15 protein-coding genes and 1 tRNA gene are annotated in these 13,657 nt (G+C 51.1%); 3 read left to right on the top strand and 13 right to left on the bottom strand.

Annotated features, from left to right (window positions below):
- Position 1 precedes the first annotated feature (1 nt).
- From BM040_RS04370 to BM040_RS04420, 11 genes are all read right to left on the bottom strand, one after another.
- A complete protein-coding gene (locus BM040_RS04370) occupies positions 2 to 346 on the bottom strand; it encodes a hydrogenase maturation nickel metallochaperone HypA/HybF (RefSeq protein ID WP_092099246.1) in 345 nt (114 codons plus the stop codon).
- Positions 347 to 402: 56 nt separating this feature from the next.
- Positions 403 to 1,320, bottom strand: a complete 918-nt coding sequence (locus BM040_RS04375; protein WP_092099247.1) for an urease accessory protein UreD — start codon at positions 1,318 to 1,320, stop codon at positions 403 to 405.
- Positions 1,313 to 1,939: an urease accessory protein UreG gene (gene ureG, locus BM040_RS04380; protein ID WP_092099248.1), complete on the bottom strand. Its 627-nt coding sequence runs from the start codon at positions 1,937 to 1,939 to the stop codon at positions 1,313 to 1,315. The genes BM040_RS04375 and ureG overlap by 8 nt, the downstream gene beginning before the upstream one ends.
- A 24-nt stretch (positions 1,940 to 1,963) precedes the next feature.
- Positions 1,964 to 2,650 carry an urease accessory protein UreF gene (locus BM040_RS04385; RefSeq protein WP_092099249.1) on the bottom strand — a complete coding sequence of 229 codons (687 nt, stop codon included), beginning with the start codon at positions 2,648 to 2,650 and terminating at the stop codon, positions 1,964 to 1,966.
- Positions 2,651 to 2,659: 9 nt separating this feature from the next.
- A complete protein-coding gene (locus tag BM040_RS04390; RefSeq protein WP_092099250.1) occupies positions 2,660 to 3,139 on the bottom strand; it encodes an urease accessory protein UreE in 480 nt (159 codons plus the stop codon).
- Positions 3,140 to 3,189: 50 nt separating this feature from the next.
- Positions 3,190 to 5,025: an urease subunit alpha gene (gene ureC, locus BM040_RS04395; protein WP_092099251.1), complete on the bottom strand. Its 1,836-nt coding sequence runs from the start codon at positions 5,023 to 5,025 to the stop codon at positions 3,190 to 3,192.
- Positions 5,026 to 5,053: 28 nt separating this feature from the next.
- Positions 5,054 to 5,449 carry an urease subunit beta gene (ureB, locus tag BM040_RS04400; RefSeq protein ID WP_092099252.1) on the bottom strand — a complete coding sequence of 132 codons (396 nt, stop codon included), beginning with the start codon at positions 5,447 to 5,449 and terminating at the stop codon, positions 5,054 to 5,056.
- Positions 5,450 to 5,480: 31 nt separating this feature from the next.
- Positions 5,481 to 5,786: an urease subunit gamma gene (gene ureA, locus BM040_RS04405; protein ID WP_092099253.1), complete on the bottom strand. Its 306-nt coding sequence runs from the start codon at positions 5,784 to 5,786 to the stop codon at positions 5,481 to 5,483.
- 29 nt (positions 5,787 to 5,815) lie between these two features.
- A complete protein-coding gene (locus BM040_RS04410; RefSeq protein ID WP_217646689.1) occupies positions 5,816 to 7,147 on the bottom strand; it encodes a porin in 1,332 nt (443 codons plus the stop codon).
- Positions 7,148 to 7,537: 390 nt separating this feature from the next.
- Entirely contained in the window at positions 7,538 to 8,920 is a 1,383-nt protein-coding gene (locus BM040_RS04415; protein ID WP_092099255.1) for a sensor histidine kinase, read from the bottom strand.
- A 1-nt stretch (position 8,921) separates the two neighbouring features.
- Positions 8,922 to 9,599, bottom strand: a complete 678-nt coding sequence (locus BM040_RS04420; RefSeq protein WP_092099256.1) for a response regulator transcription factor — start codon at positions 9,597 to 9,599, stop codon at positions 8,922 to 8,924.
- A 769-nt stretch (positions 9,600 to 10,368) separates the two neighbouring features.
- On the opposite strand from BM040_RS04420, the gene BM040_RS04430 reads away from it, so the two are divergent.
- Positions 10,369 to 10,947 carry a serine acetyltransferase gene (locus BM040_RS04430; RefSeq protein WP_092099258.1) on the top strand — a complete coding sequence of 193 codons (579 nt, stop codon included), beginning with the start codon at positions 10,369 to 10,371 and terminating at the stop codon, positions 10,945 to 10,947.
- A 4-nt stretch (positions 10,948 to 10,951) separates the two neighbouring features.
- On the opposite strand, the gene BM040_RS04435 is transcribed toward BM040_RS04430, so the two are convergent.
- The gene (locus tag BM040_RS04435) at positions 10,952 to 11,506 is read right to left on the bottom strand and encodes a DUF4136 domain-containing protein (protein WP_245756091.1); all 555 of its coding nucleotides are present in this window, start codon (positions 11,504 to 11,506) and stop codon (positions 10,952 to 10,954) included.
- A 173-nt stretch (positions 11,507 to 11,679) separates the two neighbouring features.
- Here BM040_RS04435 and BM040_RS04440 point away from each other — a divergent pair.
- Positions 11,680 to 11,753, top strand: a tRNA-Pro gene (locus BM040_RS04440).
- Between the two features lie 129 nt (positions 11,754 to 11,882).
- Here the strand turns inward: BM040_RS04440 and BM040_RS21550 are convergent.
- Entirely contained in the window at positions 11,883 to 12,065 is a 183-nt protein-coding gene (locus BM040_RS21550; protein ID WP_139217757.1) for a hypothetical protein, read from the bottom strand.
- Positions 12,066 to 12,086: 21 nt separating this feature from the next.
- Here BM040_RS21550 and BM040_RS04445 point away from each other — a divergent pair, with 21 nt between their 5' ends.
- Positions 12,087 to 13,130: an alpha/beta hydrolase gene (locus BM040_RS04445; protein WP_092099259.1), complete on the top strand. Its 1,044-nt coding sequence runs from the start codon at positions 12,087 to 12,089 to the stop codon at positions 13,128 to 13,130.
- Positions 13,131 to 13,657 lie beyond the last annotated feature (527 nt).

Raw genomic sequence — 13,657 nt, forward strand, 5'->3', positions numbered from 1 at the left:
TTTAATTCCCGATGAATTCTACTTTGCTTATCTGTAATTCCTCTCCCTGCACAATCTTTCTGGAGGGAGTTCCGCAGGTGCACACAAACTTGTGGCGCACCACCTCAAAATCTTTCTCACAGGCCTCACAATGGGCAATAATCGGAAGCTGCACCACTTCCAGCTCAATATCAGCCAAGCCAGGCTCCTCCACGATGAGCGCCTCGAAGGCGTTCTGAATCAGGATGGGCTGGATATTGCTCAGCAAGCCGGCCTCCATCTGCACCTTGCTGATCCTCTCGAACTTGTCCGGGTAAGTTTCCTGCAGGGTGTCAAACACGTTCCTCACAATGGATATCTCATGCATGTGTCCTCCTTCTTTGCTGGTGCATATGTTTCAATTGATAGTTTACGTTTGTTCCGCTACTCCACCTGTGTTGCCAACGCCGGCACAGGTTCCGCCTGGTGATTCTTACCAGCCAGCTGCCTATCAGGGGCTTCCGGTTCGAGCTGTGGCTGATCCCCGTCAAACTCCTGCTCTTCCGCCTCCGGTTGGTTTTTGAGCATGGTAAACTGCCAGCACAGCTGCCCCATGGTACTCAGCCAGTCGTGCAGCACGCCTCCGTCTTTCCCCATGGCGCGCAGCATTACAGCATTAGGTGCACACTGTGTAAAACCGAAGTCAATCTGCTCATACTTCTCTACCAGTATCTCGTCCAGCTCCGCCTTCAACTCCTCGGCGTAAGGCGACATATACAACAGCGTGGCCTGGTGGGTATAGCCTTCATAGAAAAGGATGGATCCCATGGGTTGCTTCTCAGGCTCCAGCAACTGATTATCCAGCAGGACCAGCTTTTTGTCGCAGGTTACTTTGGTGACGCTGTGAAAGCTCTTGAAAGCAAAAGACTCCCCGGAGTACACGCGGCCGGAGGCAATGATGTCGCCCCAGATCAGCGTAGCGTCGCCAGCCATCTGGATGTCATTGACAGTCTTAAAAATTGAGCCTGCAAAGGGTGTAACCGGATGCGGAATATACTTGAATATCCCTCCCTTCTTTAGAGTCACGTTGGTGCGTTGCACCGCTCCCTTTTTCATGGGGTGCAACTTGCTGAAAGACTGCGTAAACAGCTTCAGGTGTGCCTTTTCGTGCACATCCACGTTTATCGTGATATCATCCTCATCCATGATGCCGGGGGAGGAACTCATCAGGATAAGCTCCAGATGCTTCTGCAAATGACGCGAGCCATAATGCACCACCTTGTAGGGTGCATTATGGTAGCTGTCTTTTAGCAGGGTACGCTCCCCCTCCCTCTCCGCATTTATTCCGATTCTACTAAGCATGCTCCTCCTCTTTTTCTAATAAGGCATAGGTTTTGATCCATTGGATCACCGCATCTAGTCCTTCCAGTTTCATCAGGTTGGTGAAGATGAAAGGCCGTTCGCCCCGCATCTTCTTCGAGTCGCGATCCATCATGGCCAGATCCGCATTTACATAGGGAGCCAGGTCCGTTTTGTTGATGATCAGCAGGTCGGAGCGGGTGATGCCCGGGCCTCCTTTACGCGGCATTTTGTCGCCCTCAGCCACGTCGATTACAAAGATGGTCACATCGGCCAAGTCCGGGCTGAAAGTGGCCGAGAGGTTATCCCCGCCACTTTCGATGAAAACAATCTCGGTATCCGGGTGGCGCTCTACCAGCTCTTCCACCGCTTCGATGTTCATGGAGGCATCTTCGCGGATAGCCGTATGCGGGCAACCGCCTGTCTCCACGCCCATAATTCTATCGGCGGGCAGGCTCGAGTTTTTTATCAAGAAATCAGCGTCTTCACGGGTGTACACATCATTTGTCACCACGCAGATGCTGTACTCCTCCCCCATTTTGCGGGTCAACCTTTCTATCAAAGCCGTTTTCCCAGAGCCTACCGGCCCTGCCACCCCTATTCTCACATGTGTTTTTGACATAGGTTCTATTGTTTATAGTATACTTTAAGAGATGTATAGTCTTGAATACTGCTTCTCGTGCTGCATGCAGCGGATCTCCTGTCCGATGCAGCACAGCCCCACCAGCATCTCGTCCAGTTCCTCCTGCTGCTCCACCAGCTGACTGATATCTGCCTGCAGGTTAAAGAGGATCTTCTGCGCATCGTTCTGGCTGATGGGCACCAGCTTGGCGCAGTTAGTCACGATGCCGTTCAGCGTGTTGTAGTAGAAAGCCATCAGCGCGTCCTTCAGCGAGATGCCGTGGGCGAAGGCATACATGGCAAAGGCTACCGGGTAGTGGCCATGCAGCTTGCCCTCCTGAATTTTAGCCAGGTAGTTGCTGCAGCGCTTGACCGGGTGCAGCGTCTGCGTCAGCTTCAGGAAGCGCACAGCCAGTTTTTTGCTCGCCATCCGGATCTCAGACGGAGCCTTGAGCGCCGTGATAAACTCATCCAGCTTCTGAAACTCCCGCGCCGGCTTTTTCGCCTCTAGTAGCTTCCAGGCCATCTGCAGAAAGGCGGCGTCGTTGTAATAGATGTTATGCGACAGCATGTCACGGGCATAAGTTGTCGCAGTGGGAGTGTCTTTTACAATCCCCTGGCTCACGTAAGACTCCAGGCCATACGAGTGCGTAAAGCCCCCAATCGGAAACATGGAGTCGTTAATTTGGAGCAAGGTTAACAATGGTTGCATAAGCGTACCTTATTTGATGGTGATTACCCGGTTATAGTTGTTTTCATGTCTGCGCACGACCAGCGCGTGCGTCTTCAAAAGCTTTCTCACTTCCTTTCGGGGCTGGTACCCATACCTCTCCAGCAGGGCGTATAGCGGGCGCTCAAACTCCACGCTTACTTCATTCTCCTCGTTGATGAAGATGGGGATGTGCTTGTTCCCGATCTCGAAGCAGATGGTGCCCATCTCACGAAAATTGCGGGGCTTAAACACGATGCACTCGCAGGGCAGGATGTTGACTGCAATGACCCGTTCCGCGTCCATGTAAAGGATATCGCCATCTTCCAGCGGAATCGTGTTCTTTCGGATGCCTACTTCCTGACCGGCCCGGGTTCGCTTCCGAAGCGTGGTCTTCCCCGTATCGAACCAGTCCACATCCAACAGGTCGACGCTCCTGCCGCCAGGGGATGTAGTTGCCAGATTGCCAAGTACCTTCTCTACCAGTATCATACTTTAGGAAACGTGTTGCCAGCCTTGCACCGGCAACACGTTTTTAATTATTAGAACAGGAAGTAGCGTTGCGCCATCGGCACCACACTCAGCGGCTCGCAGGTCAACACCTCGCCGTCTGCTGTTACGGTGTAGGTTTCCGGATCCACCTCCAGCTTCGGCATGGCACTGTTGTGCACCATGTCCTTCTTCCTCACTTTGCGGCAGCCTTTTACTGCCAGGGAGTTTTTGGACAGACCCAAGCGGTTGATGTTGCCATTCTCCAGGGAGACACCTGAAACAAAGTTGAAGCCGGCGCGCCCGATGGATTTTCCTAAGGAGCCGAACATGGAGCGGTAGATAACCGGTTGCGGCAGGGAGATAGAGCCGTTCGGGTCACCCATCTTAGCACCAACTATCATCCCGTTTTTCAAAATCATGTCGGGTTTCACGCCAAACAGGCCCGTGTCCCACAACACCAGGTCAGCATACTTGCCTACCTCCACCGAGCCGATGCAGTAGTCTACACCCTGCGCTTTGGCCGGGTTGATGGTATACTTGGACACATAGCGTTTCACGCGGAAGTTGTCGTTGTCCTTGCCTTTGTCCTGAAGCAGCGGGCCACGCTGTATCTTCATTTTATGAGCCGTCTGCCAGGTACGGGAAATCACCTCCCCGACACGGCCCATGGCCTGGCTATCCGAAGACATGATGCTGAACACGCCCATGTCCTGCAGGATATCCTCGGCCGCGATGGTGGCCGGACGAATTCGGGAGTCGGCGAAAGCCACGTCCTCCGGGATGCTCTTGTCCAGGTGGTGCACTGACATGAGCATGTCCAGGTGCTCGTCCACAGTGTTGATGGTATAAGGCTTGGTCGGGTTCGTCGATGCCGGCAGTACGTTCGGGTACATGGCAATCTTGATGATGTCCGGTGCGTGACCGCCCCCGGCACCCTCCGTGTGGAAAGTATGGATGACCCGGCCGTTAACTGCCTTCATCGTATCTTCCAGGAAACCCGCCTCATTCAGCGTATCGGAGTGAATGGCAATCTGCACATCATACTTGTCGGCTACAGTCAGGGCATTGTCGATAGTGGTAGGAGTTGCTCCCCAGTCCTCGTGAATTTTAAGACCCAAGGCACCAGCTTCGATCTGCTCGGCGGCCGCTTTAAAGGAAGAAGTGTTGCCTTTTCCAAAGAAGCCCAGGTTCAGTGGGGTGCTCTCAGAGGCTTCCAGCATACTTTCCAGCCACCATTTGCCTGGTGTTACCGTCGTAGCCAGGGTACCGTCAGCAGGGCCTGTACCACCGCCAATCAACGTGGTAGTGCCGCTGAACATGGCTACATCAAATTGCTGCGGGGCAATGAAGTGGATGTGCGTGTCAATAGCGCCTGCTGTTACAATCTTACCGGCACAGCCGTGCACCTCAGTGGAAGCGCCGATGATCATGCCTTTGGTGACTCCCTGCTGGGTGTCTGGGTTACCGGCCTTGCCGATGCCCACAATTTTGCCGTTCTTGATGCCGATGTCGGCCTTCACAATCCCCCAGTGATCGATGATGATAGCATTGGTCAGCACCAGATCCAGCACCTCGTCCTGGGTAGCCCCAACGGACTGGCCCATACCGTCGCGGATGGTTTTGCCACCCCCGAACTTGTTCTCGTCCCCGTAAACGTTGTAGTCCTTCTCGATTTCGATGAATAATTCGGTATCTGCCAAACGTACTTTATCCCCTGTGGTCGGCCCGAAAAGGGCGGCGTAGCGGTCTCTTGGGATGTAGAGTTCGCCGTCGATATATTTTACAGAAGAAGCGTCGCTTCCCAATGCGTCGAGCCCCAGCAGGGAGAGCCCGGCCGTGGAAAGCCCCACTACTTTTATCCATTCACGTCTATTCCAGTTTGCCATGGTTCCTTAATTAAGTGTTGATGGTGATCTATTTCTTTTTGGCAGGCTTGGTGGTAGTAGCCCCTTTATACCCTTCTTTCTGCGACTTCTTAAGCGCGTTCTCCCGGATACTTTTCTTGGTCACGTCTCCTTCCGTCAGGCCATTGAAGCCGTGGATGAGCTTTTGCCCACCAATCTCTACCAGAATCACAGTTTTCTTCTCTCCAGGCTCAAACCTCACGGCTGTGCTGGCAGGTATGTTCAGGCGCATACCCAGTGTAGCGGCCCGGTCAAAGTCCAGCGCTTTGTTTGTTTCAAAGAAGTGATAATGCGAGCCTACCTGAATCGGGCGGTCACCGGTGTTGGCGACGGTCACGCGCACAGTCTTGCCCTTTTCGTTGGCCTTTATGTCTCCCTTTTTCAGTATATATTCACCTGGTATCATAGTTGTAAATAAGTTTTTAGTTTGAGTTGAATTAGCGGATCGGATGGTCTACTGTGATGAGCTTCACCCCGTCCGGGAAGGTTACTTCTATCTGCACGAAGTGTATCATCTCTGACACCCCTTCCATGACCTGGTTCTTTTTCAGGAGCTGGGCCCCATACTTCATGAGTTCGGCCACCGTCTTCTTCCCGTCGCGGGCCTCCTCCATCAGGATGGCACAGATGTAGGCGACGGACTCGGGGTAGTTAAGTTTTACACCTCTTTTTAACCGTTTGGCGGCGAGCTCCCCCGCCATATGCAGCATTAGCTTTTCTTGTTCAACTGGGTTTAAGTGCATAGTTATTTATGTTTATGAATAGGAACTCTTTACAGGAAAGTCTGAAACTGAACTATAAACTCTCCCCTGTTACCATCAATGCGATCAGTTGCTATGTAATTGGGCCGGAGCGAGTACTGAAAGGACACCTTGGCATTGTGCTGCTGGATGAGCAGGTTGCTGCCGAAGTCCCAGTAGTCGCCGCCTTTTTGCAGCGCTTCCAGGTTTTTTCGGGTATAGGCCACAAAGGGCTGGAGCCGTACTTTGTCCTGCTCGCCTAAGCGGGGCAGCAGGAGGCCTGCCTGCGAGTAGTAGATATCGCCGGTGCCCATCATAGGCCTGGCGTTACCGGGACCTGAGATAGACCTGGGGCCATCGTAATGGGGGTCGTTGCTGCCCAGGTTCATGGTGCCCGAGTGACGGATGTAGTTCGGGCCGTAGTCGTAGCGGTAGGCAACAGTGTAGGAAGTCAGGGACATGTCTTTCGAGCCGACGTTGAAGGGCAGGTCTATGAACATATCTCCCGACATTATGGCGATGTTATGGGATTTATACTGGCCGTTCTGCAGGCTCATGGTGCCGTCTTGCTGGGCATTGAAACCGACGCCAATGTTAAACACGCGCTTCTGCCCCAGGTAAGACCCTACCTTGAAAGGCAGTGTGTTCGACTCCTGGTCCAGGAACTGGTATTCAAAGTAACCGCCTACATAAGGCTTGCTGCTGCCGTTGTTGTCGACGGCCACATTCTCCTCCTGAGGCACCAGGTTGGTGGCGAAGGGCTTGTTCACACTCACCCGGTACTCTAACTTGTCTACCTTGCCCTTGGCGAATATCCCGAACATGCGCACAAACTGGTCGCTCTGGTCAACGTTTGGAAAATTGAAGCCAGGAGAATCTAGGGTGAGGAAGTTGGTGGTGCTGGCCATGGTCATGCGTGACAATCCCATCCAATAATGGATTCCTGCTCCCAGGGTCATCGAGAACTTGTTTCGCTGGCCGGTGTAAGCATTAACCGCCGGGAAAAGGGTATACTCACTGGTAAAATCGTGGAAGAACATACCCGGCTTTTTACCGGCGCCGTAGTTGCCCGTACCGCCGCTGCCTGCGGCTCCTCCCCCTACAAAGGTTTGGCTGTTGATGCCAAAGTGGGTCATGATCATGAACCGAGGCGAGAGCTGCGCCATGGCCAGCATGCGCAGGCGACGCGCCCCAATATCAAAAGACCTGTCCTGCGGCGTACCGTTTACCAGCGTGCCGGGGTTCTGCTCCGTAGCCCGGGCCCAAATCTGGTTCCAGAGCATAAACCGGATGTAATAGTCATCCTTATCGTTCAGATTGATTTTGAGGCCTTCGTTATACTCAGGGGCATACTGTGCCTTCACAGGCTGTGTTATAAAAAGGCAAACGCCCAAACTGAATAAGGATACACCTAAGAATCTTCTAAACATGCTCTAACCGCCTTTAACTAATGTTACCAAATCGAACAGCCTCAAAACATGGCACTTACACCGGGCTGCCTACAGAATAAAAGTACTATTAGTCACGAAGGTAAGGCCGGGGTATTAAGCTCATTTAAGAATGAGATTAGAATGAGATTAGAATCTGCTTTTTAGGGAGTTTTTTGTCTCAGAAAGGCTTAATTGCGCTATTCTGCTGAGAAAGAGGGAAATAAAAAATCCTCCCTAAATATTAGAGAGGACTTCTGGTGAGGCGGATCGCTCGCGTAACTTTATACTTAAAAAATACTACATTATACTTCAGGGCATGAACATCTATACTTCCTGCGCCGGTTTAGCAACAGGTAGGATAACCTGAACGGTGGTTCCTTTCCCTTCTCTGGAGTTCACCTGTATGTCGCCGTTGTGCATGCGCATGATTTCAAGGGCAAGCGGGAGGCCGATGCCGAACCCTTCGAAGCCTTCGGTGTTGGAGGCCCTGAAATAAGGGGTAAAGATCAACTCCTGCTCCGCTTTCGGTATACCGATGCCGTAGTCAGTCACCTCCACCTTGATAAAATCCGTTCCGGGGGTTAGTTTCACCTTCACCTCTTTGTTGCCGGAGTACTTAAACCCGTTCAGGATGATGTTGGACAGCGCCAGATCCAGCAGGTGCTCGTTGGCGCTCACGCAGAGCATAGAGTCGTTGTCCGGCAAGTCGCTGTAATCTATCCGCATCTTAAAGCTCTCGTCCATTTTGCTTATGGTGTGCACCACGCTGCTAAGCACCTCATCTAGTCTGGTTACTTTCCAGGAGTCTTTCCGGCCGCTTCCAATTTCTTTCACGAGCTCCAGCAGGGTGTTCACCGTGTGCTTTAGCTTTTCTGTTTCCTGCATGATCATCTGAAGCGAATACTCTGCTTTGTGGCCTTTCTCGATGCTGCGCAAGGCCAGTTCTGCCTCTCCTGCAATAATGGTGAGTGGGGTGCGGAGGGAGTGAGAGGTGTTACTCACATAGTCCTGCTGTGCTTTGAAAGCCGCCTCAATGCGGTTCAGCATTTCGTTAAGCGTATCCTGCAGCTCACTTATTTCCTCCAGGCTCTGCTCCTTCTCCAGCCTGTCGTTCAGGTTAAAGACATTGATGCTGTTCACCTTCTGGATTATTTTGACCATCTGCCCGAAAATCTTTCTGGAAAAAAACAGGCTGGTAAGGCCCATCGTTAGAACAGCGCCCAGGTAGGTAACGGCAAGCGTGGTTCTCAGTCTTTTGCGGTAGGCATCGCCCTCTGCGTCCCGGGCTGTGGAGATGACCAGGATGTCATCCTCGCCTCCGTCGTTGTTGGTGAAAAGGGCGACATAGTATATACCACCTTCGTAATGGCGGGCTTTGCCTTCCTTAATCGCCTGCCGGTAAAACGACTCGTCCAGTGGCAGCTCTTTTGGAAACTGGATGTCGTTGCTCCCTGGCTTGATGCGCAGGATGTACTCTTCCTCGTCTTCCAGGTGCTGCAGGATGTTATTGCGGATGGCATAAAAATCCTCCGCTTTTTCCTGCTGCAGCACGGCGCTGGCCACAATGGTGGCGCTGTTTTCCATACTCATGAAAAACTCATGCTCCCTATAGCCGGAAGACATCGAGTACATCACCAGGTTAATACCCAGCAGTAACAGAGCCATCAGGCCTGTGAAAATAAGTATAAACGAGTATTGAAGTTTCATCTTACTGCGCCCGCATCACATAACCAACGCCCACCACCGTATGGATGAGTTTGGAGCTAAATCCTTTGTCAATCTTTTTCCTCAGGTAATTGATGTATACATCTACCACATTGGTTCCCATATCGAACTCTGCCCCCCACACGTTCTCCAGTATATCCAGCCGCGGCAACACTTTCCGCTTGTTTCTGATAAGGTACTCCAGCAACCGGAATTCCGTGCCGGTCAGCGAAATCACTTTGTTATTCCGGGTCACTTCCATAGTATCGAAGTCCACCTTCAGGTCGGCCAAGGTGATGACGTTGTGCTGAGCCAGATCTCTGCTTGCCCTCCTGACAAGGCTTTGCATGCGCACGCGCAACTCTGCCAGGTTAAACGGCTTCACCATGTAATCATCGGCCACATTGTTAAAGCCGGCCACGATATGTTCTGTGGAGCCAAGTGCCGAGAGAATCAGAATGGGGGTCTTGAGGTCAACTTCCCTGATTTGCTTGCATACCTCCAAGCCACTGAGGCCCGGAACCATAATATCGAGAATGATGATATCGTAGTGGTTGAGCCCAACCATTTTCAGCGCGGTGTACCCGTCCATGGCCACAGAAAACTCATATCCCTCCCCTTCCAGACCTCGTTTGATCAGGGAGACAACTTTCGGCTCATCCTCTAATAACAATACTTTCATAAGCGCTTATTCCTGCCTGTGTCATCTGTTATAGCACACCAATGGCATCTTAAAGTATAAAGTAAGTACGAAAATCCAGACTTTTCCATTCGCTCTGTGTGGTGAAGAAATGGCCACGGCATGCTTGGCGGCTACCTTTTCCTACTTAAACGCTACAAACCAGCTTGGCAGCAGTTTGGTTTACCGGAAAGTGCTGTTGGCAGAAAATTATCTGCGAGTTACCCTGTTTTATCCTGGCATCAGCGAACTAATAAGGCAGGTGCAGAGGCAGCAGGTAAAACCTTTTGCCACGATGCTTGTAGTATAAGTACCTCCCCATACTTCTTGCTCTTCCTGCACCAACCTGTACAGACATGCATCTGTGTTATACTTCCCGAAGGTTTGCCGGTGCAGACAGCTAAAGTATAAGGAAGGCAAAACACATATCTAACAACCTCCCAAAAGGAGAAATAAAACAATACATACTATGGAGCCATTAATTATTTCGTTGGTGGTTCTGCTTGCCCTCGTGGCGATGGTTATTTATAAAGTTTATATCAAACCTCCGCGCCGCAAGCACGAACAGCTACACCACCCAAGACGGAAGTAGCAAAAAGACTTCCGGTGAAAGTATAAGCCGCCCTGTAACAAAAATTGCAGGGCGGCTTATACTTTATACCTGTACTTCCAGCCCTATACTCTCCTGCTCTAAAGTATAAACCCACCTTGCAACGCCACCAGCCCCTAAACCGTAAGCCCATACTTAGTATGTAAAGTATAAAAGTGTAGTATGACGTATATTTTCCAGGATTGGGCTGCCAACAAAGGCAATCTGAAAGGGCGGCTCGTGATGGTGCTCTTCCGCTTAGCCCGCCCCGCCTCTATCAATAAGTTTTTCCGGATCTTGTGGCTTCCGTACCTTGCCTTCTACAAAGTTTTTGTGGAATGGATACTGGGCATTGAGCTGCCGCATTGGACGAGTGTTGGTTCGGGCCTCGTGCTGGGGCACGGTCAGGCGCTGGTGGTGAACGGCTGCTCGGTTATCGGCAGCAACTGTTTTATCAGGCACTCCACCACGCTGGGCAACATCCGCAAGCCGGATGGCTCCTACTCCGGCTCCCCCATCATCGGCGACAATGTGGAGATTGGCTCCAACGTCTGCATTATTGGGGAGGTGCGCGTAGGCAACAACGTCCGGATTGGCGCCGGATCGGTGGTGGTGAAAGACGTGCCCGACAACGCCGTGGTGGTAGGCAATCCGGCCCGGGTGGTGAAGTTCCTGGAGCCTGTTGACGCTACAAACAAACCGGTGGCACCGGTGCAAAGTATAGCAGCGCCTGGCAAGGAAGTAAGCGCTGTGGACGCTTAAAGCCTTATTGCGGTATTTTGGCTACTAACCTGGCAACGCCCTCGCTGATGCGTTTTTGCAGCTTTTCATCGTTATCCTCGGGTACCACGCCTTCCGCTGCGCCTTGCCACACCAGTTCGTTGCGACTGTTATCCACCAGGTGCAGCGAGAGTGTACCCTGCTTGTAGCGGCCCACTTCTACTTCCCTGCTCTTCCAGGTGTAGCGGCGCTGGCCAACATAGTATGGCGGGTCGGTGAGGATGTTTGTTTCGCGCGTCTGGACTTTCTCGGCCACTACCACGCCCAGGTTCACTTTCAGGTCCGGCTGCGAGGTGCTGCGGCTCAGGCCACGTTGCTCCAACTGGCGGGTTATCTCTGCCTTCACCTGCTCCAGTTGATGGGAGTAGGGCTCCAGCTCTACGCCGCTTGCCTCTACCTCATAAAAATCAAAGGTTTTGTAGTTGGCCAGGTGGAACCCCGCGTCGGCCTCCGTCTCCAGAATCCGGACGGGCGAGCATGCCACCACCACCAGCCAGCAGAAAGATAGAAACAGGTATACTTTGGACGTTAGCTTCATCATTAAAAATTGCGTTATACTTTAAAGGGCTATACGCCATACGTTTAGATGCGTTTGTTACCCGCGGGGTGGCATACCCAAAGTATAAGGCAACCAGATTATGGAGAGAGCCCTCTAAATTTCGGGGCAGCAAACGTTGCAAATTTGATTTGGTGGCTGTAATTTGGCATTAAAATCGGGGTGTAGCGTAGCCTGGTATCGCGCCAGCATGGGGTGCTGGAGGTCGTGGGTTCGAATCCCGCCACTCCGACTTTGCAAAAAGCCTTCTACTGCATGTAGAGGGCTTTTTTGTTAATGTAAAATGCGCTAGCTGGCGCAGGAATTCAGGCAAGAAAACCACCTGCAAAAACCGTAAGCTCTTTCTTACATCTCCAAGCGCTCAAAGTGACGCTTTTTGTCCCACCACTCCTGTAGAATTTCCAAGCAAGCCTCTCCAGTCGTTATTATTTCTCCCTATATTACAATGTAATTCCATATATTGTGCAGCTGGTAGCGACTGGTATTCCACATTTACAATGGTTGCTGCCAACTTATATAAAGCATTACCTAAATCCATCATCATTCATTTTAAGCTTGCTACGACATGAAGCATACATTGCTACTGATTTTATTTCTTTGTTTAATAACAGGCGGACAAGCTGCTCAAACAAAGCCCATCCACGAGGCAAGTTTTGTTTCAATAGGCGGTATAGAGCAGTGGGTAACGATCAGCGGAGAGGACAGGGACAAACCTGTTATCCTGTTTCTGCATGGCGGTCCGGGCAGCACCATGAGCCAGTACGATGATGCCATCTACGGATACTGGAAAAAGGACTTCGTGCTGGTGTATTGGGACCAGCGTGGAGCAGGAAGAACCTTTGGCCGTAATGCACCTGAAACCATAACGGAGGATTACTGGATCGAAAACCCTCTGACCGTAGAGCGCATGACTGCTGACGGCATCGAGCTGTCAGAGTACCTGATCAAGCACCTCGGCAAGCGAAAAATAACGCTTGTAGGAACTTCCTGGGGATCAGTCTTAGGAGCCAGCATGGCCTTAAAGCGGCCAGAACTTTTCGCTGCTTACATAGCCCATTCACAAATAGTCGATGGGCAAGAAGGGTTCCGTCATGCCTTCAATAAAGTGTCCAAACTGGCCCAGACCGCTAACGACGAGGAGTCTTTAAATAAGTTAGCGGCCCTAGGCCCTCCTCCCTATGGCGATGCCAGAAAATCAGGCCAGCTCATGCGCATCATCAAAAAGTATGAGCGGGAAAACTCAATACCTGCCCCCGCCTCCTGGTGGAAGGTGGCGAGCGAATACGACAATGAGAAAGACACCAATGACAGGTATAATGGAGATGATTATTCCTTTTTATACTTCGCAGGCCATAAGGGAATGGGAATTAAATCCATGGAGGAAGCGGTGAATTTCAGCAAGGATGGGCTACGCTATAAGATCCCGGTATACTTTATTCAGGGTGAGGAAGATATCCTAACCGCGCCAGATCTTACCAAAGCGTATTTTGATAAATTGAAAGCTCCTAAGAAAGAGTTCGTGCTTGTGCCGGGTGCTGCACACGGGCATAACCAAGCAGTGATTGACGCGCAGTATAAGGCGGTAAAAAAGGCCTTAAATCTCCGTTAATAAATTAATAAGTTAATTGTAGAAACTGGCTACAACCACGACAGTAAAGCTGCTATGCCAGCTTTTTGCCAGGACAGTCAAAATGAACTTGCGTCACTTCCTGCGTCAGTAGCGCTTGCGTCAGATGCTGCGTCAGCTGGAGTTAAAAACATCGAAATTTCAACGGAAATCAACATTTAACCTACGCTTCTGAGGCATTTTTACATAGCATGAGTTGATGGTATTTGCGTTCGAATCCCGCCACTCCGACTTTGCAAAAAGCCTTCTACTGCATGTAGAAGGCTTTTTTGTTGACGCAAAAGTGAGGTTAATTGATGCAGGTTTCCTGGCCAAACTAGCACTGGAGCTGTTAGAGAGCAATTCTCCTTGTTTTCATTCTGCCACTCCTGTAAGATCTTTAAGCATGCTCCACTTACTTTAATTGTTTCTTCCTATATTCATTCTCTGAAAATATATGTCAACCACACGACCTTTATAGTGTAAGTGTAATCCTGCTATAAGCTGTTAAGCCTCCTCTTAGGATACTT

Source organism: Pontibacter chinhatensis, from assembly GCF_900113285.1.
In the GTDB taxonomy this organism is placed as follows: Bacteria; Bacteroidota; Bacteroidia; order Cytophagales; family Hymenobacteraceae; genus Pontibacter; species Pontibacter chinhatensis.